Raw genomic sequence first — 19,553 nt, 5'->3', positions numbered from 1 at the left:
TTATATAATGCAAAAAATAATGAAAAAAAATTAGGAGTTGCCTGATAGCAAAAATAAGGGAAACTAATGGTTGCGACTAGGGAAACTGGCAGTTCCTTGCGGGGGAACTACCGTTACAGATGGTTGATGATTTGCTGCAGATCCTCGAGATATTGGGCGGCATGCCCCCCATCCATCTGGGCATGATGGAACTGCATGGAGATGGGAAGCCACACCTTGAACCAACTTTTGCGATAGCGACCCCAAGCCAGGAAGGGGTTATTGAAAACACCCGAGTACTGGTTGACGATGCTGTCGAGCTGGGTGGCCGTCATAGCCGAGGTGCCGATAATCATCGCCTCCTCATCAAAGGTGCTCTCGCAGGTGTCGATGGCCGTCTGCGTCATCCGATCGTAATCGGCTGCAAACTGATTAAAATCATCGCTATAGGGCACATCGCACGAACAGATATCACCCTTTTTGTGGTTCACAATCACGTTGATGGCCAGGCGGTCGTACTTATACAGCTTGCCATTCTCGGGCAACAGGTAGAACTCTGGTCTATCTGCGGCAGCACGCCCCATGCACCAGCACAGCAGCGTGTTAAACTTTACGCCCCTGCGCTTACACACCTTATACAAACGCGTTACATCGAACGTTTTGGTAAATGTAACCATAGGCACAGGCGACTTCATCCATAGTCCGAAAGCCTTAGCCCTGCTGGTATCCTGCGGATTAACTTCTTGTTTCATCTATTTTTATCTATATACATCTTCTTTCTTAAGCTCAACCACCTTGCCGTAGCGCTCAAGGGCTTTCATATCGGTAAGTTTCTTGTCGCCGATAATCATCCACACGCGGTTGTTGTTGCCTGCAATGTGCTGCTGGTGGAACTGGATGATGTCCTGAGCTGTGATACCAGGCAGCAGTCGGGCTTTGGCGGCATTGGGGTCGACAGTATTGCCCAGCATGTGCTGATTGGCCACGAAAGCAGGCATGTTGCGGAAGGTGGGATAGCTATTCTGTATGTCGTTGAGCACACTTTGGCGGGCGGCATCCAGATTATTCTCCTTCATCGGCATCTGGCGCAGCAGCGAATCCACGGTAGCAAGGGCTTCCATCGTCTTGTCGGCCTGGGTTCCAGTGGCTGTGATATAGCCCAGAACGGCATCAGGATGCTGAGCAAGACTGGTGGTATAGGCACGGCCGCCAGTGCTGTAGGCCAGCGAACGGAACTCGCGTACATTCTGGAAGAGAACCGACGACATGCTGCCACCGAAATACTCGCCAAAGAGCGATAGTTTAGCACGATCGTCGGCTGTTGATAGCGGACTGATGGCATCGAAACTTATCACATAGTTCTGGCGCGATTTGGGTACGTTGTAGAAGTAAACCATTGGCTCGGTGTACTGCTGCAATGGGCGGAAGGTATCGGCCTCCTTGCGTGTACAGTTGCTCAATGGCAACGCCTGCTGCGCTGCTGCAGCCACCTCGGAGATAGTCTTGGTGCCACAATACAACAGTTCGCAATCATACTGCTGCACCTCGCGGAACAAACTGAGCAGGTCTTCGTTCTTAAGTGCCTTTATCTCACTCTTACTCAGCTGGTTAAGATAAGTTGACTTGCTGCCATACATCACATATTCGCGCATGGGGGCGAGCACATCGTCCTTCTGTTTACCAAAGCTCTTGCGGTCAACCTTATCCTCGTCCTTAGCGTCGCTCAGCGCCTCGTCGTCGCCCTTGGCCGATTGCAGGAAGTGGGCCAGCAAGCGGAGTGCTGGTTCGAACTGCTTATCTGGACCTGTAAGGCTGAACACAAATGTATGGCTACCAGCATTTATTTCCATCGTGGTGTTTATCTTCTGCCAAGCCAGCTCCAACTGTTGTTTCTTGAGCGAATCGGTGCCTAGCGACGAGAGATAAGAGCCGAGTACGCTGAGTGCTGGTGTGTGCAGCTTACCATCCTTGAAACGCAGGTTAAACGTAAAGATGTCGTTGATAGGATTCTGCTTATAATATAAGGTGGCGTGATCGCTTAGCTGTTTGGTATCTACAGCCGTCTGCAAGTCAACGGTACGTATTTCGGTCTGTATTACAGGTATCTGTTCCAGCTGGCGGGCAAAGTCCGACTTGGCATCAGTATTCTTTGGCTGAATGGGCTTATAGCCAGGCTGTTTTAGCGTTTCCTTCTTAGGTGTACCATACTTCTTTACCAGCGTTATGTAGTTGGTGCCGTAGTACTTCTTGGCGGCGGCTACCACATCGGCCTTGGTAAGGCGCTTAATTCTTTCGATTTTATCGAGCGCATCCTGCCAGGTCTTGCCTTTCGAGAACAGATCGACCAGCAACTCAGAACGGCTGCTGATGGTTTCCAGACTCTTCTCAGCACTCATCACCTCCTCTTGTTTCAGGGCCTCAAGCTGACTGTCGCTAAAGTTGCCATTAATCACCTGCTGAATCTGCTCCATCACGCGTCCTTCGGCGGTTTTCATCTTTCCAAACAGCTTGGGGATGATGAGCACGGCTGTACCTGCGGCATCGTCGAACCCCACATTCAGGGCGAATGATGCCATCACCTTATGCTCGTTCATCAGCGAGTCGAGCAAACCAGCTTTGCCATTAGAAAGCAGTCCGTTGGCCAGTTCCAGAGCATTAGCATCGGGCTCGTAATCGGTAGCGCCTTTGAATACCAATGCCTCAGCACCAATAAGCGGTATGGGGAGTGTAACCTCCTGTCGTTCACCAGCCTGAATCTCTGGCATCGGACTATAACCGCGCTGTGGCACAGGGCCCGTCTGCACACGACCAAACGTCTTTTCAAGCAGAGCGGTCAAGTCGTCGCTGGGCGTAATGTCGCCACAGAGAATCAGACCCATATTCGAGGCCACATAGTATTTCTTGTAGAATTCGGCCATATCCGACAGGCGTGGGTTTTTCAGATTCTCAGTAGAACCAATGATGGGATAGCCATAAGGCTGAGTCTTGAATACAGCACCCATCACTTTATCCATTGCATCGCCCATTCCATCGGCCGAACGGTTCTTTTCTTCGTACACATTCTCCAATTCGCCCTGGAATCCGCGATATACGGGGGTAATCAGTCGCTCAGAGTTTAACCAGCACCACTGCTCGATGAAATGGGGCAGAAACTCGTTGTGATAGAAAGTCATATCGTAGCCAGTGCCCGCATTCAGACTGCTACCGCCATACTTTGATATCAGACGGTTGAACTCGTTAGGAATCACATAATCGGCAGCTTTCAGGCTCAGCTGGTTAATGTGCTGCTGAATCTGCTTTCGCACGTCCTCATCCTTGGTCTGCGATAACAGGTCGTACTGGGCAGAAATGCTATCCAGCAGAGGTTTTTCGGCTGTGTAATCGATGGTACCCAAGCGGTCGGTACCCTTAAACATAATGTGCTCAAAGTAGTGGGCAATACCGGTATTAGGACAATCCTTGGCGCCAGCCCTAACCACAACGGCACCAAACACCTTGGGCTGCGAGTGGTCTTCGTTAACCCAAACGGTCATGCCATTACTAAGTTTAAACTCCTTTACATCGAGTTGTGCCGTTGCTGTAAGTGCAACCACGCAAGCGAAAATGGATAATGCAGTTCTTTTCATACGTCCTAATAGTTAAAATTTGGGTGCAAAAATAGTCTTTTTTGTTGAGTAAAAAGAATTATTACTACAAAAGTTAATATTTTTTTGTACCTTTGCAGCCATTATGAAGATAGTTTTTATAGGATCGGGAAATTTGGCAACGCAGCTGGGACTGGCCTTGAGCAAGGCTGGGCAGCAGATAGTACAGGTGTTTAGCAAGACAGCAGAGCATGCCGGCGAGCTGGCAGCTAAGCTGGGATGTGCCTACACCACCAACATCGATGAAATCAGCGAAAATGCCGATATCTACATCATCTCGGTAAAGGACGATGCCATCGCCACACTGGCCGAAAAGGTGGGCCGCAAGGCGCAGAACGCCATCATACTGCACACAGCGGGCAGCATAGCGATGGGGGTGCTGCAGCCATACGCACAGCACTACGGGGTGCTGTACCCGATGCAGACATTCTCGAAGAACAAACCCGTGGATTTTAAGCCGATACCTTGTTTTATCGAGGCTTCGGACGATGCCACGCTATCCGCTATCCGCACGCTGGCCGAGAGCGTATCGCAGAATGTGGTGCCAGCCACATCGGCACAGCGCAAAAAACTGCACCTGGCAGCCGTGCTGGCCTGCAACTTTACCAACCATTGCTACCGACTGGCCGAAAAGGTGCTTGAAGAGGAGCAGATGGATTTTAAGCTATTCCTGCCGCTTATCGATGAAACGGCACGAAAAGTAGCAACGCTGAGCCCGAAACAGGCACAGACGGGCCCGATGATGCGCTGGGATACGGGCGTGATGCAGATGCAGATGGAGCTGCTGAGCGACGAACGCACCCGACAGATTTACAAGCTGATGGCCGAGAGCATTCACGAGGATGCTACAAAATAAGATGGTAGGTGCCACCAGCCATCGCTTTTACCACACCTTTCATTTCGAGTTGGAAAAGCAGCGCCGTAACCTGACTGATAGACAGGTTGGCATGCACACTCAATACATTTATCTGGAGATCGTTGGTTTGCTGCAGCAGACTGACGATTTTCTGTTCTTCGGCCGATAGTTCGGGGAACAACTGGCGCTCGATACCTCCTGCCAAAGCCTGCTGGCGGATAATATCATCCTGCCAACCCATAGCCTCAACAAAGTCGGATGCGCTGGTAATCAACTCGGCAGCCTTATCGCGGATAATATGGTTGCAACCCTCGGAGTAAGGTCGGCCCACATTGCCTGGGAACGCAAATACGGGGCGATTGTAGCTCTGTGCTATCTCGGCTGTTATCAGACTGCCACCTTTTGCAGCACTCTCAATCACAATGGTAGCATCGGCACAACCTGCCACAATGCGGTTGCGACGCACAAAGTTCACCTTATCAGCATTGGTCTGGGTCATAAACTCCGTCAGCAGTCCGCCATGGGTGGTCATCTCGGCAGCTGTGTCGCGATGGTGATAGGGGTAAATCTGATCTAATCCGTGAGCCAGCACACCCAAGGTCTGATAGCCGTTCTCGAGGGCATTGCGATGGGCGCAGATATCTACACCATAAGCCAAACCGCTCACAATCAGCACATTGTGGCACATCTCGTGCAGCTCGCTGATAAACCTGTGCGTGATATCCTGCCCGTAAGTGGTGATGTGGCGCGTACCTACGATACTGATGATTTTCTGCTGGTTCAGGTCGGCATTACCCTTATAGTACAGCACCAGCGGCGCATCGGGGCACTCCAGCATGCGCTGGGGGTAGTCGTCGTCGAGTGGCGTAATGGCGCGTATCTGGTGCTCCTCCATGTACTTCAACTCGTATTCGGCCCGTTTCATCGCGTCGCCCCAGTCCTTCAGGGCGGCAACCAGGCGTGGCGAGCAATCAGGTATCAGGTCGGCCACCTTGTGGCGGTGTTCGTATAGTTTCTGGGCGCTACCAACGGTTTTGTACATCTCTAACGCCAGCTGGAAGTTAAAGTTAGTAAGGCGTGTAAGCGCCATTGCATAAAATATTTCCTGGTTCATAGGTGTTTATTTGCGTTTTAAGTATTCGTAACCAAAGCGACAACGCAGACAGTCCTTCTTGTCGCAATACTCCTTTTTAAGCTGTATGAGCGCCTGCGAGTCGCCAGCCGACTTAACAGGCAGTCCCACCTGCTGCCACATACGGATAATGTGGTTGTTCTCGGCCTTGAGCTGCTCGAGAAACTCGAAAGCCCTATCGCAAAGCACCTCTTTCGACTGATGGCGGCCATAGGCAAACAGCATGGGGATGGCGGTATTAATCATCAACAGATTGATGGAGCCAACCGACAGATGTTTGGCGTTCTTAGCGCTCTCGGAGCCAAAGGTGTAATGGGTTTCCCAATAAGGCGTAACCTGCGAGCTGAGCACGTGTTTGAGTTCATCGAGGGTTTCGCACTCTATCAGCTGACTCAGGCCAGCCTTCTGCTGATAATACAGGTTGGCCAACTGCGCCAAGCGGATGTGAGGGAAGTTCTGCGGGCGCAGGCGAAGGAACCGCCACAGACGGAAATCAATCGGTTTCATCGAGAATTTATGCGCCAGATACTGGTACTCGTTGCGCAAGCGGGCAAAGTAGCCATCGTTGAGCGCCTCTTTCTGGTAGCACTCGGGCACAGCATCCAGCTCCAGCAATCCTGCCTGACCGAAGAAGACGGCCTCGATCTGAAACAAATCGTCGCGATGGTGCGCCACAGCACTCAGGGGCACATTCTGCGCCCATTGTTCGAACACATCGCCATTAATGCCAAAGCCGTAGTTGCGGGCCAACGTGGTAAAATAGCCATCCTCCCACGAGCCGTTGCAACGCTCTACACGGCGGCGGATATCGGACGTTTTGCGCTCCAGGCGCTCAACCTGCAGGGCAGCCATCCACGAGTGAATAGTGAGCGAGGGCAAATCGGGTATCACCTTATAACAGGCCGGATACTCCTCGGTTTGGCGCAATTCATCGTAATGTGCCTGCACATGCGGCGGTACATCCAGCTGCAGCTGAGGTACATACTGACCGTTGCTCTTCATCACTTCGGTATCCAGTTCTCTGGCTACATGCAGTATCACATTGTCGTAATCGCGGTTCTTGTCGTGCCCATGTACGTACCAGTCGCTCGACTTGTCGTGAATCTCAACATTGCCCGCCCACATAGTGCCATTTATGCGAATCTTAGCATTCACGAAATCGGGCCCGGCATCGCTGTTGTGCTTGCCCGGATCGATCACCTCAACCAGCATACCATCGCTTGTGAGCAGCTCTTTCAGCGGAAAAAGCTTCAGTTTCCAAGTATAATGGAGTAATTGTTCCATATGGTTTATTTAGCTATAAGTAAAAATTTGTGCACAAAAATACATGATTATTTGCAATCTGCCAAATAATATCAGAAAAAATGCGTAACTTTGCACCCGAAATGAAGATAGGCGATATAGAATTTGGACAAAATCCGGTGTTTTTGGCACCGATGGAGGATGTGACTGATATTGGTTTCAGACTGCTTTGCAAGCGGTTTGGAGCTGCGATGGTATATACAGAGTTTGTAAGCGCCGAAGCGCTGATACGCGATGTAAAATCTACTATCTCGAAGCTCACCATCAGCGATACCGAGCGCCCCGTAGGCATACAGATCTACGGTCGCGACGTAGAGGCGATGGTTGAAGCGGCCAAAATCGTGGAACAAGCCGGTCCGGATCTGATCGACATTAACTTCGGTTGCCCTGTAAAAAAGGTGGCAGGCAAGGGTGCTGGCGCAGGCATGCTGCAGAACATACCAAAGATGCTGGAGATTACCAGCAAGGTGGTAGATGCCGTAAAGCTGCCCGTAACGGTGAAAACACGCCTTGGCTGGAACCACGAGCAGCTGATTATCACCGAGTTGGCCGAACAGCTGCAGGATTGCGGCATTAAAGCGCTGACCATTCACGGCCGCACACGCAGTCAGATGTACACAGGCGAGGCCGACTGGACGCTGATTGGCGAGGTGAAGCGCAACCCACGCATACATATTCCTATTATAGGTAACGGCGATATTCACAATCTTGACGAGGCCGACGAGGCATTCAAGACCTACGGCGTAGATGCCATCATGATTGGTCGCGCCACGTTCGGCTGTCCTTGGATTTTCAGTCGCGAGGAACTCGACTTCAACCAGAAGCTGGACATCCTTGAGGAGCTGCTGCGTATCAACGTGGAGCGTATAGACGAGAAACGAGGTATCCTCCATACCAGAAGACACCTCGCTGCTACACCTATATTTAAAGGAATTCCCGATTTCCGACAGACCCGTATCGCCATGCTGAGAGCCGAGAAGATGGACGAGCTCTTGCAGATACTGGAGGATACACGAAAGCTGTTGGGCTAATCCTTTTAATTTACTTTCTTAGAACCACCCCATGAGCGAACGCAGATAGGCTGTGAGTTCGCCAGCCATCTTTTCGTCCTGATACACATTGGGATGCCAATCGTTGCCATACCACTCGTTGCCCGAAATTGGCGCCATATCAAAGCGGTAAACCTCGTTATCGCCAGCCTTCTTGGCTTCGGCAGTCACCTCGTCGAGCAACTGCTTCACCTGCTGCAACTCATTGTTATACAGCATCGAACCCGACAGGAACACAATCTTAGCCTTGGGGTTATGAAGGCGCACCATCTGCAGCAACTTCTTGTAGTTCTGCTTCAGCAGCTTCAGGTCGTAGTTGTTGGTCGAAGTATCGTTGGTACCCAGATTGATGCAGATCACATCAGGCTGATAACGGCCGAAATCCCATTTTTCGCGCAAGAAAGTAGCCTCGTGGCGCAGTTCCGGCTTCCAGGCATAGCCCACATACTCGTACTGCACCAGCATGTTCGACTCGGGGTTGCCCGTCTTGGGACCGTCGTAGTTGCGATAGGCACCGATACCGCTGCGAGCCACCACCCAGTGCTGCGCATTCAGATTGCGCGCTGTGATCGAGGCGTACGAGTAATAATGGTTCTCGGTAGCATAATCAAAATGCTCCTCTTTCTTCAATCCCTCGTTACCATAGCCACAGGTAATCGAATTGCCGATGAATTCTATCTTTCTTGAGGGAAAAGCAGGCGCATCAACCAGTTTTTTGCCTTTATCGAGCACAAAACCCCAGAACTCGGGGAAAAACTCGTAACCCTCGATGGCATACATCAGTTTAACCGTGTGCACACCATCTGCCAGCGCTGTAGCCAAGGTCACCAGCGAATCGCGCTCACCACGAAAAGCCACCTTGAAAGGCTCGGCCTTGTCAATCTGAGCCACAAAATAACCACTCTGCGGCTTGGCCAGCATGCGCAAAGAGGTGCCCTCGAAGGCTGCCACTATCTGCACACCAGGAAAGTTGAACGCAGGGCGCTCGGGGTTAGTAAAGCTGATACGTCCGGCATACTGAATGTGGGCATCAGTAGGTTTGATTACTTCGCCTTGGATAGGCATGGTTTTAATGGCCATCAGCTGTTGGCACAACATAGCTGCGAAAGCTATCAAAAACAATTTTTTCATATAATTTTTAAGTTTTGGTGGCAAAGTTACGAAATCTTTTTGTATCTTTGCCCCAATTAAACCATAAAATTTTAAATTATGCAAGCAGTAGGAGTATTTTTCGGCGTTATCGTCGCCCTCGCAGTTATCATCATCGGTTACTTTATTTCAACCCAGCGCAGCCTGGTAAGTCTCGATGAAATGTGCAAAAATGCCCTGAGCCAGATTGAGGTTCAGCTTAATTCGCGTTTCGATGCAGTAATAGCTTTGGCTAAAACGGCAGCACAGTATGCCAAGCACGAGAGCGAAACAATTATCCAGACCATTGAAGCCCGCGGAGGTCACACATCGGCCGCCACACCAGCAGGCATCAACGCCCAGTCGGATCTGTTAGGTCAGATGATGAGCCGCCTGAACGTAGTGGTTGAGCAGTATCCAGAACTGAAAGCCAGCGAGCTTTACCAGAATGCACAGGCAGGACAGACCGAGTACGAGGAGAACGTACGCATGTCGCGTATGGTTTACAACGATACCGCTACCAAGATGAACCGTATGGTTCGCCAGTGGCCATCAAGCATCGTTGCACAGATGCTGCATTTCGATGTAAAAGACTATCTGAAGGTTGACAACGAGAAGAAAAAGGACTATCCCGATCTCGATGAAGCCTTTAAAAAATAAAGCGCGAAAAGTGAAAAATTATAAATAGCCACAGATTATTTTGTAGTCTGTGGCTTTTTTCGTAATTTTGCACACGAAATATGATGGACGAAGATTTCGATATTCGTGAAGAACGCTTCTCTCAAGGCGAGAAAGACTTTGAGAACGCTTTACGACCGCTGAGCTTTAGTGACTTTAGCGGTCAGAAAAAGGTTGTAGAGAATTTAGAGGTGTTTGTAGAGGCCGCCAAATATCGTGGCGAGCCACTGGATCACACACTCCTGCACGGTCCTCCAGGACTGGGTAAGACAACCTTATCGAATATCATTGCCAACGAGCTGGGTGTAGGTTTCAAGATTACCAGCGGACCTGTGCTCGATAAACCAGGCGACCTGGCTGGCATTCTGACTTCGCTCGAAAAGAACGACGTGCTTTTTATCGACGAAATCCACCGTCTCTCGCCTGTAGTCGAGGAATATCTCTACAGCGCTATGGAGGATTATCGCATCGACATCATGATTGATAAAGGTCCGTCGGCACGTAGCATCCAGATTGACTTGAACCCGTTTACGCTGGTGGGCGCCACCACCCGTAGCGGACTGCTTACAGCACCTTTGCGTGCCCGTTTCGGTATCAACATGCACCTGGAGTACTACGAGCCCGAAACGCTGCAGGCCATCATAGAGCGCTCGGCAAACATCCTGGGTGTGCCCATTACCGAAGATGCTGCCCTGGAGATTGCAGGCCGTTCGCGTGGAACGCCACGTATCGCCAACGCCCTGTTGCGCCGTGTGCGCGACTTTGCCCAGGTGAAAGGCAACGGTACCATCGACACCAAGATTACCCGCGTGGCACTCACAGCCCTGAACATCGACAAGTACGGTCTCGATGAAATCGACAATAAGATTCTGCTTACCATCATCGATAAGTTCCGTGGCGGTCCTGTGGGCATCACCACCATCGCTACAGCTATCGGCGAGGATGCAGGCACCGTAGAGGAGGTATACGAGCCGTTCCTCATCATGGAGGGCTTTATCAAGCGAACCCCTCGCGGGCGTATGGTTACCGAGCTGGCTTACAAGCACTTCGGTCGCAACCCTTATGGCGGAAACATTATGCAACCCAATCTGTTTGACTGATATGAGAACAGGAATATTTGTGGGGAGTTTCAACCCCTTTACAATTGGTCACGATTCTATCGTGCGACGTGCATTGCCACTCTTCGACCGATTGGTAATCGGCGTAGTTGGCGATAATGTTCACAAGCCCGATATGCCCAAAGCCGAGGAGCGTATGCAGGCTATCAAAGAGCTCTATGCCGATGATCCACGCATAGAAGTGAAACCCTATCACGGCTTAGCGATGGACTTTGCCAAAGCCGAAAACGCCCAATTCATCGTAAAAGGTGTGCGCACGGCGAGCGACTTTGAGTACGAGCAATGGCAGGCCGATTTTAATCGCCGCTTGGGTGGTATCGAGACGATTCTGCTTTATACTGAGCCTGAACTGGCCAGTGTATCATCGAGTGCTGTACGCGAGCTGCAGCATTTTGGCGTAGATGTAAGTGCTTATATACCGAAAAAACATTAACTATGATTATATACGAAGCAGAGGGAGTGAAATTCCCTAACATCAAGAAGCGAGAGACTACTAGCTGGATTCGCCAGGTGGCAGCCAGTTATGGTAAGAAAGTCGGTGAAATCGGCTATTTGTTCGTGAACGATGAGAAGATTCTCGAAGTGAACAATCAGTTCTTGGGTCACGACTACTACACGGATATCATCACCTTCGACTACTGCGAGGGTAAAACCATCAGCGGTGATATCTACATCTCTGTCGACACGGTGTTTACCAATGCCGACAAGTTCGGTCGCCCCTACGACGAGGAGCTGCACCGTGTAATCATTCACGGCATTCTGCACCTGTGCGGCATTAACGACAAGGGTCCCGGCGAGCGCGAAATCATGGAAGCCGCTGAGGATAAGGCACTTGCCTTGCTGAAAGAAGAAGAATAAGTTTTAAGGAAAGATATGAAGAGATTGATGATGACTGTGAGCTGCTGCTCACTGATGGTTGTCGCCCTCACGCTGATGAGCTGGAAGGCCGACGACACGATGACTAAGGAAAACGGGATGACAGTAATCAACACCACTACACTGGGCAAGGACGTACAGGGCTTTCTGGGCGCTACACCGCTAAAGATATACATCCAGAAAAACAAGGTGGTAAAGATTGAGGCAATGAAAAACCAGGAAACACCCAAGTATTTCCTGAAGGTGAAGAAGCACCTGCTGGACAAGTGGAACGGCGTAAAGGTTAAGGATGCCAAGAAGATGAAGGTTGATGCCGTAACAGGTGCCACCTACTCATCGAAAGCTGTTATCGAAAACGTACAGTTAGGATTGGATTACTATTCTAAGCACTAATCACGGTGCAAAAGCCTATGGATATAGCCATTTATACACTCACTTCGGAGCTGCACGACGAGGCGGCTGTAGGAGCAGTTACTCAGGAGTTTCTGGGTAGCTTAGGGATTGAATACACGCTGAAAGGCAACGATTATAGCGATTACGGCACTCACACGCTGTCGGTCATTTATGTGCGCACAGGCGGTACCGAGGGTATTTTCAAGCGCTTGCTGCCCCAGTTGCGTCAGCAGTCACAGGCACCTTTCTATCTGCTCACATCGGGTAAAAGCAACTCGCTGGCGGCATCGATGGAGATTCTCTCGTATCTGCAGCAGAACTACCTGCAGGGCGAGATTATTCACGGAAGTGCCGATTACATCGCACGCCGACTGCAGACCTTACAGAAGGTGCAGGAAGCAAAACGCCAGCTGAACGGTGCCCGCTTGGGCATTATCGGCGAACCTTCCGACTGGCTGATTTCGAGCGTAGCCGATCCAAAAGCCGTAAAAACCAAGTTAGGTATCGAGTTGGTAGAAGTGCCCATTTCGGAACTGTTAGAGGGTATCGACAAGGTAACCGAAGGCGAGATGCCAGATCGTATCTACCAGGCTCTGAAAACTATTGTAAACAAGCACAATCTACAAGGCTTTACGCTGCGTTGTTTCGACTTGCTCACAGCCGTACATAATACAGGTTGCTGGGCACTGGCCAAGCTGAATGCCGAGGGTATTGTGGCCGGTTGCGAAGGCGATGTGCCAGCCATGTTATCGATGGCTATCACCAATGCCTTGCTGGGCGTATCAGGTTTCCAGGCTAATCCATCGCAGATTAACCCCGAAACAGGCGAGATGCTGTTTGCGCATTGCACCATACCATTGAATATGGTAGAGCGCTACGAACTGGATACGCATTTTGAGTCGGGAATAGGCGTTGGAATCAGAGGTTTCATGAAGGAAGGACCTGTTACAGTATTCAAGGTATCAGGCAATCTGAAGCGCAGTTTCATGGCCGAGGGCGAACTGGTAAGAAATCAGGCAAAACCCGACCTCTGTCGCACGCAGCAGATAATACAACTGGCTGATAATGAGCAGACTGCCTACTTCCTGACCCACCCCATTGGTAATCACCACATTATCACACCAGGAAAGAACCGCAAGCTGTTCGAAGACTTTATCGCATCATTATAAACAATGAACGAGGCCACGCTCGCATTTATCCGTAGTCATGCTAACGACGACGTACGGCAACTGGCACTTCAAGGCAAGAAGAACCCTGAAGTGGACATGACGTACGCACTCGACCAGATAGCAGGCCGGCAGAAAGCGCGCGTAAAAATACCATCATGGGCGGCTAACGACGGCATTGTGTATCCGCCTCACCTGTCGATGGAGCAATGCTCGAGCGAAGCCACAGCCCGCTATAAAGCCCAGATAGCCGGCAAAGGCAAAAGAATAGTAGATTTAACCGCTGGTTTTGGCGTTGATATGGCATTTATGTCGGTCAACTTTACCGAAGCGGTGCACGTAGAGCAACAGGCGGCATTATGCGCCATTTCATCGGCTAACTACGTGTGTTTAGGCTTACAGCATATCAACGTGGTTTGCAACGACGGTGTGGCGTATCTGCACAAGATGGAGCATGCCGACCTGATATTTATCGACCCAGCCCGACGCAACGAGCATGGCGGGCGCACCTACGGCATTGCCGACTGCACCCCAAACGTGCTGGAACTTATCGATGAAATGCTTGAAAAAGCCGATTGCGTGATAATAAAACTATCACCCATGCTCGATTGGCAGAAAGCCGTTTTGGACATCGGAAATGTAAGCGAAGTTCATATCGTTTCGGTGACCAACGAGTGCAAAGAGCTGCTCTTGGTAGTAGATCGAAAAGTCCAGAATCTAAAGGTGTTCTGCGTAAACGACGGACAGGTATTCAGTTACACATCGAACGATGAAATCCGCAATTTTTATCAGCAGCCATCCAATCCCCGATATCTGTACGAACCCAACGCATCGGTGATGAAAGCCGGATGCTTCCAACTCATAGCCCAACGTTTCGGCATCAGTCAGCCCGATAAAAACAGTCATTTGTTCCTATCGGAGCAGATAATCCCCGATTTCCCAGGGCGCGGATTTGTGATTGAACGCACCTGTACGATGAACAAACGGGAACTGAAAACAGGCTTGGCAGGCATCGCTCAAGCCAATATCGCCGTGAGGAACTTCCCGTTATCAGTAGCCGACCTGAGAAAGCGACTGAAGCTGAAAGACGGAGGCGAGGTATATATTTTTGCCACCACAAGCGCCGAGAAAGGCCATCTGCTGCTGGTTTGCCGAAAAATATCATAATATTTTTTGTTATTTGCCACTTTTTTCTTATCTTTGCATCGTTTTTAAGCTTAACGAACAAAGAGAGAATATGTCAGCAGTAGAAATTAGAAAAGTCACGGATAAGAAAAGTCTTAAAGCCTTTATCGACTTCCACTACGACTTGTATAAGGGCAATCAATACGATGCGCCCAACTTGTTCAGCGACGATATGCATACCTTGAGCAAAGACAAGAATGCCGCCTTCGAGTTTTGCGAAGCCGAATATTTCCTGGCTTACAAGGATGGTAAGGTAGCTGGACGCATAGCCGCTATCATCAATCATCGTGCCAACGATGCCTGGAACCGTCAGAGCGTGCGCTTTGGATGGGTAGATTTCATCGACGATTTGGAGGTGAGCAAGGCCTTGTTCGACGCCGCTGAGAAATGGGGCCGCGAGAAAGGCATGACCGAAATGGTTGGTCCGTTAGGCTTTACCGATATGGACCCCGAAGGCATGCTCATCGAAGGCTTCGACCAGATGGGCACCATGGCCACTATCTACAACTACCCCTACTACCCCAAACATTTGGAACAGTTAGGCGGTTGGGAGAAAGACAACGACTACGTGGAGTTCAAACTCATCGTACCTAAAGAAGGTATCCCCGATAAATTCAAGAAGATTGCCGAGCTGGTGATGAAGCGTTATAATCTGCACCCAGCACACCCCAAGCGCAGTCAGGTGTTTGGTAAAGAGCAGATTGGTCGCAAGGTTCTCGAAGTGGTCAACAAAACCTTCGGGCACCTGTATGGCTACTCACAAATGACTGAGGCTCAGATAGATGAATACCTGAAGATGTATTTCCCCATGCTCGATATGAACCTGGTTTGCTTGATTGAAGACTGGAACACACCCAACCACGACATTGTTGGTGTGGGCATCTCGATCACCTCGATGACCCGCGCGCTGCAGAAGTGCCGCCGAGGTCGTCTGTGGCCTTTCGGATGGTGGCATTGTCTGAGAGCACTCAAGTTCCACAAGGCCGAGTGTGTAGATCTGATGCTGGTAGGAATCCTGCCCGAATATCAGCAGAAGGGTGCCAACGCCCTGCTGTTCTACGACCTCATCCCACGCTACCAGAAATACGGCTTCAAGTGGGGTGAAACCAACGTTGAAATGGAGACAAATGAGAAAGTGCAGAGCCAGTGGCAGTATCTGGAGCACACTCAACATAAACGCAGAAGATGTTTCAAAAAGAATCTATGAACGAAGATAACAACCTGATTAATCCCGAAACCGTCAATTACGACGAAGGTAATATCCAGACCCTTACCGGTTTGGAGCACATCCGCTTGCGCCCTGGTATGTATATCGGCCGATTAGGCGACGGATCATCAGCAGAAGACGGTATCTACGTGCTGCTGAAAGAAGTGTTTGATAACTCTATCGACGAATTCAAGATGAAAGCCGGCGATAGAATCGAAGTAAACGTAGAGGATAACTTGCGCATCTCAGTACGCGACTATGGTCGAGGCATCCCACAGGGCAAGCTGATCGAGTCGGTAAGCATCCTGAACACCAGCGGTAAGTTCGACTCTAAGGCTTTCAAGAAGTCAATCGGACTGAATGGTGTGGGTGTGAAAGCGGTTAACGCGCTGAGCAGCCACTTCGAAGTGCACAGCTATCGCGAAGGCAAAGTGCGCAAAGCCGTTTTTGAATGCGGCAAACTGATAAGCGACGTTACAGAACCCTCTCAGGACGAGAACGGTACATACATCTACTTTGAACCCGATGCCACGAAGTTTGTGAACTACAAGTTCCACGATGAAATCGTAGAAAACATGCTTCGCAACTACACGTATCTGAACATCGGACTAACCATCATGTACAATGGTCGCCGCATTCTGTCGCGTCACGGACTTGAGGATCTGCTGAAAGACCGTATGACCAGCGATGCACTCTACCCGATTGTTCACCTGCAGGGCGAGGATATCGAGATAGCCTTTACCCATGCCAACCAGTATGGCGAGGAGTATTACTCGTTTGTAAACGGACAGCATACCACCCAGGGCGGAACACATCAGAGCGCCTTTAAGGAGCATATTGCCCGTACTATCAAGGAGTTCTACGGCAAATACGAATACGGCGATATCCGCACAGGTATCGTTGCTGCCATCGCCATCAATGTAGAGGAACCGCTGTTCGAGAGTCAGACTAAGATCAAGCTGGGTTCGCTCACCATGGCTCCTGAGGGCGGTGTGAGCATCAACAAATATGTAGGCGACTTTATCAAGACCGAAGTTGACAACTATCTGCATATCCATCAGGATGTGGCTGAAGTGCTTGAGAATAAAATTAAAGAGAGCGAGCGCGACCGCAAGGCAATGGCTGGTGTAACAAAACTGGCCCGCGAACGTGCCAAGAAAGCCAATCTGCACAACCGCAAACTGCGCGATTGCCGTATCCACTTCAGTGATGTGAAGAACGACCGCAAGGAAGAGTCGTGTATCTTTATCACCGAGGGTGATTCGGCCAGCGGAAGCATCACCAAGAGCCGCGATGTAAACACCCAGGCCGTATTCTCATTGCGTGGTAAACCCCTGAACTGCTTTGGATTAACCAAGAAGGTAGTTTACGAGAACGAAGAATTCAATCTGTTACAAGCCGCTCTCGACATCGAAGAGAGTCTGGACACACTGAGATATAATAAGGTTATTGTGGCCACCGATGCCGATGTGGACGGTATGCATATCCGCCTGCTCATCATCACCTTCTTCCTGCAGTTCTTCCCCGAACTCATCAAGAAAGGCCACGTTTACGTGCTGCAAACCCCATTGTTCCGCGTTCGTAACCGTAGAACAAAGATCAAAAACAAGAAGACCATCGCCGAAGCGGATGCTAAATCTGACAAAAAAAGCGATTTCATCACACGTTACTGCTATAGCGACGAAGAGCGACAGAAGGCCATCGAGGAGTTAGGACCCGATCCAGAAATCACCCGATTCAAAGGTCTAGGTGAGATTTCGCCCGATGAATTCGCAGGTTTTATCGGTCCCGACATGCGTCTGGAGCAGGTAACGCTGCACAAAACCGACCAAGTAGCTAAGTTGCTGGAGTACTACATGGGTAAGAACACTATGGAGCGCCAGAACTTTATTATCGATAATCTGGTGGTTGAGGAAGACCGCCCTGAAGAAGACATTTATGAATAAGACATTTGCCTCTTTGCTGCTGTGTATGGCATCAATGAATGCCCACGCGCAGTTCCGTATCAACAACAGTGATGACTCGCCTCTACGCAAGCTGCAGTTTGCCGAGATAGCCATCAGCAACCTCTATGTAGATAGTGTAGACGAGAAAAAACTGGTTGAAGACGGTATCAGAGGCATGCTAGATAAGCTGGACCCCCACTCTTCGTATCTAACGCCCAAGGAGGTAAAAGATGCCAACGAGCCACTTGCAGGCAATTTTGAGGGTATCGGCGTACAGTTTAACCTTATCGAGGACACACTGCTGGTTATTCAGCCCGTCACAAACGGTCCTTCAGAAAAGGTTGGCATCATCGCTGGCGACAGAATCATATCGGTAAACGATTCGGCTATCGCTGGCGTAAAAATGTCGAAAGAGGAGATTATGAAACGCCTGCGTGGTCCTAAGGGCACGAAAGTAAAACTGGGCGTTATCCGCCAAGGCATCAAAGACCGTCTTACATTTACCGTTACACGCGATAAAATCCCCGTAAAATCGGTAGATGCCGTATATATGATCCGTCCCCAGATAGGCTATATACGTATTGGCAATTTCGGCGCTACAACCCATCAGGAGTTCTTAGCGGGACTGAAAACGCTGCGCGACCAAGGTATGCAGTATCTCATTCTGGATTTACAGGAGAATGGCGGCGGCTATCTGAAGGCTGCGGTGGATATTGCTAACGAATTTCTTCAGAAAAACGATCTGATAGTGTACACCGAGGGCAGAAAGGTGCCCAGAACCGAATATAAGGCCGATGGAAGCGGCGTTTTTCGTCAGGGTAAGGTAATTGTACTCGTTGACAGTTATACGGCGTCAGCGGCCGAAATTGTAACCGGAGCGATACAGGATCAGGACCGCGGTATTGTGGTTGGTCGCCGTACGTTCGGTAAAGGCCTTGTTCAGCGCCCACTCGATTTGCCCGACGGCTCTATGATTCGTCTCACCATCGCCCACTACTACACCCCATCAGGTCGCTGTATTCAGAAGCCTTACACCAAAGGCGAGAACCGCGACTATGCGATGGATGTGATTAACCGACTGAAAAGCGGCGAGCTGACGAATGCCGACAGTATCCACTTTGCCGACTCGCTGAAGTATCAGACATTACGCGAGCATCGTACCGTTTACGGCGGTGGAGGTATCATGCCCGACGAATACTGCCCGCTGGATACCACCATCTATACCAAGTTCCATCGCGAGTTGGCAGCTAAAAGCATCATCTTGCAGCAGAACCTGCGCTATGTGGATAATCATCGCAAGCAGCTGAAGAAGGCCTGGCCATCGTTCGCTGAGTTCAAAGAAAAGTATGAAGTACCACAGGATTTGGTAGACACCATTCTAAAGAATGGTGAGAAACAGAATATCAAACCCAAAGATCAGGCAGAACTCGAAAAGACACTGCCCTATTTGCGCCTACAACTCAAGGCCCTGATAGCACGCGATATTTGGGATATGAGTGAGTATTTCTCTGTATTCAACGAAGAAAACGCGATGGTAAAGCGTGCACTTGAGGTAATTGCTAAGCAGGCGTTTACAACCATCGATGTAGATAAATTCCAAAAGACACTCGAGAACTGCGCCAACGACTGCGTGCTGGTAGACGTACGCACACCTGAGGAATTTAACGCAGAACACCTGAAAGGCGCAATCAATATCGACGTGAAAGATAGTCTGAATTTCATGAAAAAAGCAACAGACATGCTGCCAAAGGAAAAGACCATCATGGTATATTGCCGCACAGGTCATCGTAGCAGCATGGCTGCAGGAAAACTAGCAGCCGAGGGTTACAAGGTACTGAACCTTAAAGGCGGCATAACGGCATGGAAAGAAGCCGAGAAAGAGACAGTAAAATAA

At 50.0% G+C, this 19,553-nt stretch carries 17 protein-coding genes; 12 read left to right on the top strand and 5 right to left on the bottom strand.

The annotated features are described in order from the left end of the window. Nucleotides 1-113: 113 nt before the first annotated feature. Both T499_RS0108450 and T499_RS0108445 read right to left on the bottom strand, forming a co-directional pair. A complete protein-coding gene (locus T499_RS0108450) occupies nucleotides 114-731 on the bottom strand; it encodes a CatA-like O-acetyltransferase, family 2 (protein WP_033150627.1) in 618 nt (205 codons plus the stop codon). A 6-nt stretch (nucleotides 732-737) separates the two neighbouring features. Continuing rightward, nucleotides 738-3,605 (bottom strand): M16 family metallopeptidase, encoded by a 2,868-nt coding sequence (locus T499_RS0108445; protein WP_052173567.1) that lies wholly within the window; start codon nucleotides 3,603-3,605, stop codon nucleotides 738-740. A gap of 103 nt (nucleotides 3,606-3,708) precedes the next feature. On the opposite strand from T499_RS0108445, the gene T499_RS0108440 reads away from it, so the two are divergent. Then, a complete protein-coding gene (locus tag T499_RS0108440) occupies nucleotides 3,709-4,479 on the top strand; it encodes a Rossmann-like and DUF2520 domain-containing protein (RefSeq protein WP_033150626.1) in 771 nt (256 codons plus the stop codon). Here T499_RS0108440 and dprA read toward each other — a convergent pair. Both dprA and T499_RS0108430 read right to left on the bottom strand, forming a co-directional pair. Continuing rightward, the gene (gene dprA / locus T499_RS0108435) at nucleotides 4,469-5,593 is read right to left on the bottom strand and encodes a DNA-processing protein DprA (protein ID WP_033150625.1); all 1,125 of its coding nucleotides are present in this window, start codon (nucleotides 5,591-5,593) and stop codon (nucleotides 4,469-4,471) included. The genes T499_RS0108440 and dprA overlap by 11 nt on opposite strands. A gap of 6 nt (nucleotides 5,594-5,599) precedes the next feature. Beyond that, nucleotides 5,600-6,895, bottom strand: a complete 1,296-nt coding sequence (locus tag T499_RS0108430; RefSeq protein ID WP_033150624.1) for a DUF2851 family protein — start codon at nucleotides 6,893-6,895, stop codon at nucleotides 5,600-5,602. Between the two features lie 101 nt (nucleotides 6,896-6,996). Here T499_RS0108430 and dusB point away from each other — a divergent pair, with 101 nt between their 5' ends. Beyond that, nucleotides 6,997-7,944: a tRNA dihydrouridine synthase DusB gene (dusB, locus tag T499_RS0108425; RefSeq protein WP_033150793.1), complete on the top strand. Its 948-nt coding sequence runs from the start codon at nucleotides 6,997-6,999 to the stop codon at nucleotides 7,942-7,944. A gap of 18 nt (nucleotides 7,945-7,962) precedes the next feature. Here the strand turns inward: dusB and T499_RS0108420 are convergent, their stop codons facing one another. Next, nucleotides 7,963-9,093, bottom strand: coding sequence for an SGNH/GDSL hydrolase family protein (locus T499_RS0108420; RefSeq protein WP_033150623.1), 1,131 nt, complete (start codon nucleotides 9,091-9,093; stop codon nucleotides 7,963-7,965). Between the two features lie 78 nt (nucleotides 9,094-9,171). Here T499_RS0108420 and T499_RS0108415 point away from each other — a divergent pair, with 78 nt between their 5' ends. The 10 genes from T499_RS0108415 to T499_RS0108370 all read left to right on the top strand — a co-directional run bounded on the left by T499_RS0108415 (nucleotide 9,172) and on the right by T499_RS0108370 (nucleotide 19,553). After that, nucleotides 9,172-9,750 carry a LemA family protein gene (locus T499_RS0108415; protein WP_033150622.1) on the top strand — a complete coding sequence of 193 codons (579 nt, stop codon included), beginning with the start codon at nucleotides 9,172-9,174 and terminating at the stop codon, nucleotides 9,748-9,750. Nucleotides 9,751-9,833: 83 nt separating this feature from the next. After that, nucleotides 9,834-10,868: a Holliday junction branch migration DNA helicase RuvB gene (gene ruvB / locus T499_RS0108410; RefSeq protein WP_033150792.1), complete on the top strand. Its 1,035-nt coding sequence runs from the start codon at nucleotides 9,834-9,836 to the stop codon at nucleotides 10,866-10,868. A gap of 1 nt (nucleotide 10,869) precedes the next feature. Beyond that, a complete protein-coding gene (coaD, locus tag T499_RS0108405) occupies nucleotides 10,870-11,319 on the top strand; it encodes a pantetheine-phosphate adenylyltransferase (RefSeq protein WP_013063844.1) in 450 nt (149 codons plus the stop codon). A 2-nt stretch (nucleotides 11,320-11,321) separates the two neighbouring features. After that, nucleotides 11,322-11,744: an rRNA maturation RNase YbeY gene (ybeY, locus tag T499_RS0108400; protein ID WP_013063024.1), complete on the top strand. Its 423-nt coding sequence runs from the start codon at nucleotides 11,322-11,324 to the stop codon at nucleotides 11,742-11,744. A 15-nt stretch (nucleotides 11,745-11,759) separates the two neighbouring features. Then, a complete protein-coding gene (locus T499_RS0108395; protein WP_033150621.1) occupies nucleotides 11,760-12,155 on the top strand; it encodes an FMN-binding protein in 396 nt (131 codons plus the stop codon). A gap of 17 nt (nucleotides 12,156-12,172) precedes the next feature. Then, nucleotides 12,173-13,324 (top strand): hypothetical protein, encoded by a 1,152-nt coding sequence (locus T499_RS0108390; protein ID WP_033150620.1) that lies wholly within the window; start codon nucleotides 12,173-12,175, stop codon nucleotides 13,322-13,324. A gap of 3 nt (nucleotides 13,325-13,327) precedes the next feature. Further along, nucleotides 13,328-14,488 (top strand): class I SAM-dependent methyltransferase, encoded by a 1,161-nt coding sequence (locus tag T499_RS0108385; protein ID WP_033150619.1) that lies wholly within the window; start codon nucleotides 13,328-13,330, stop codon nucleotides 14,486-14,488. Nucleotides 14,489-14,558: 70 nt separating this feature from the next. Next, entirely contained in the window at nucleotides 14,559-15,713 is a 1,155-nt protein-coding gene (locus T499_RS0108380; RefSeq protein ID WP_033150618.1) for a hypothetical protein, read from the top strand. A gap of 98 nt (nucleotides 15,714-15,811) precedes the next feature. Then, nucleotides 15,812-17,659, top strand: coding sequence for a DNA topoisomerase IV subunit B (locus T499_RS0108375; protein WP_369793389.1), 1,848 nt, complete (start codon nucleotides 15,812-15,814; stop codon nucleotides 17,657-17,659). Beyond that, nucleotides 17,652-19,553 (top strand): S41 family peptidase, encoded by a 1,902-nt coding sequence (locus T499_RS0108370; protein WP_033150791.1) that lies wholly within the window; start codon nucleotides 17,652-17,654, stop codon nucleotides 19,551-19,553. Before T499_RS0108375 ends, T499_RS0108370 begins: the two co-directional genes overlap by 8 nt.

It is taken from the genome of Prevotella sp. RM4, from assembly GCF_000701965.1.
In the GTDB taxonomy this organism is placed as follows: Bacteria; Bacteroidota; Bacteroidia; order Bacteroidales; family Bacteroidaceae; genus Prevotella; species Prevotella ruminicola.
This window is presented reverse-complemented; position numbering and strand designations above follow the sequence as displayed.

What these genes read in the sequence shown, in the direction of transcription:
- T499_RS0108450 (WP_033150627.1), bottom strand. Translation starts at nt 731, where the DNA reads ATGAAACAAGAAGTTAATCCGCAGGATACCAGCAGGGCTAAGGCTTTC.
- T499_RS0108445 (WP_052173567.1), bottom strand. Translation starts at nt 3,605, where the DNA reads ATGAAAAGAACTGCATTATCCATTTTCGCTTGCGTGGTTGCACTTACA.
- T499_RS0108440 (WP_033150626.1), top strand. Translation starts at nt 3,709, where the DNA reads ATGAAGATAGTTTTTATAGGATCGGGAAATTTGGCAACGCAGCTGGGA.
- dprA (WP_033150625.1), bottom strand. Translation starts at nt 5,593, where the DNA reads ATGAACCAGGAAATATTTTATGCAATGGCGCTTACACGCCTTACTAAC.
- T499_RS0108430 (WP_033150624.1), bottom strand. Translation starts at nt 6,895, where the DNA reads ATGGAACAATTACTCCATTATACTTGGAAACTGAAGCTTTTTCCGCTG.
- dusB (WP_033150793.1), top strand. Translation starts at nt 6,997, where the DNA reads ATGAAGATAGGCGATATAGAATTTGGACAAAATCCGGTGTTTTTGGCA.
- T499_RS0108420 (WP_033150623.1), bottom strand. Translation starts at nt 9,093, where the DNA reads ATGAAAAAATTGTTTTTGATAGCTTTCGCAGCTATGTTGTGCCAACAG.
- T499_RS0108415 (WP_033150622.1), top strand. Translation starts at nt 9,172, where the DNA reads ATGCAAGCAGTAGGAGTATTTTTCGGCGTTATCGTCGCCCTCGCAGTT.
- ruvB (WP_033150792.1), top strand. Translation starts at nt 9,834, where the DNA reads ATGGACGAAGATTTCGATATTCGTGAAGAACGCTTCTCTCAAGGCGAG.
- coaD (WP_013063844.1), top strand. Translation starts at nt 10,870, where the DNA reads ATGAGAACAGGAATATTTGTGGGGAGTTTCAACCCCTTTACAATTGGT.
- ybeY (WP_013063024.1), top strand. Translation starts at nt 11,322, where the DNA reads ATGATTATATACGAAGCAGAGGGAGTGAAATTCCCTAACATCAAGAAG.
- T499_RS0108395 (WP_033150621.1), top strand. Translation starts at nt 11,760, where the DNA reads ATGAAGAGATTGATGATGACTGTGAGCTGCTGCTCACTGATGGTTGTC.
- T499_RS0108390 (WP_033150620.1), top strand. Translation starts at nt 12,173, where the DNA reads ATGGATATAGCCATTTATACACTCACTTCGGAGCTGCACGACGAGGCG.
- T499_RS0108385 (WP_033150619.1), top strand. Translation starts at nt 13,328, where the DNA reads ATGAACGAGGCCACGCTCGCATTTATCCGTAGTCATGCTAACGACGAC.
- T499_RS0108380 (WP_033150618.1), top strand. Translation starts at nt 14,559, where the DNA reads ATGTCAGCAGTAGAAATTAGAAAAGTCACGGATAAGAAAAGTCTTAAA.
- T499_RS0108375 (WP_369793389.1), top strand. Translation starts at nt 15,812, where the DNA reads ATGTATATCGGCCGATTAGGCGACGGATCATCAGCAGAAGACGGTATC.
- T499_RS0108370 (WP_033150791.1), top strand. Translation starts at nt 17,652, where the DNA reads ATGAATAAGACATTTGCCTCTTTGCTGCTGTGTATGGCATCAATGAAT.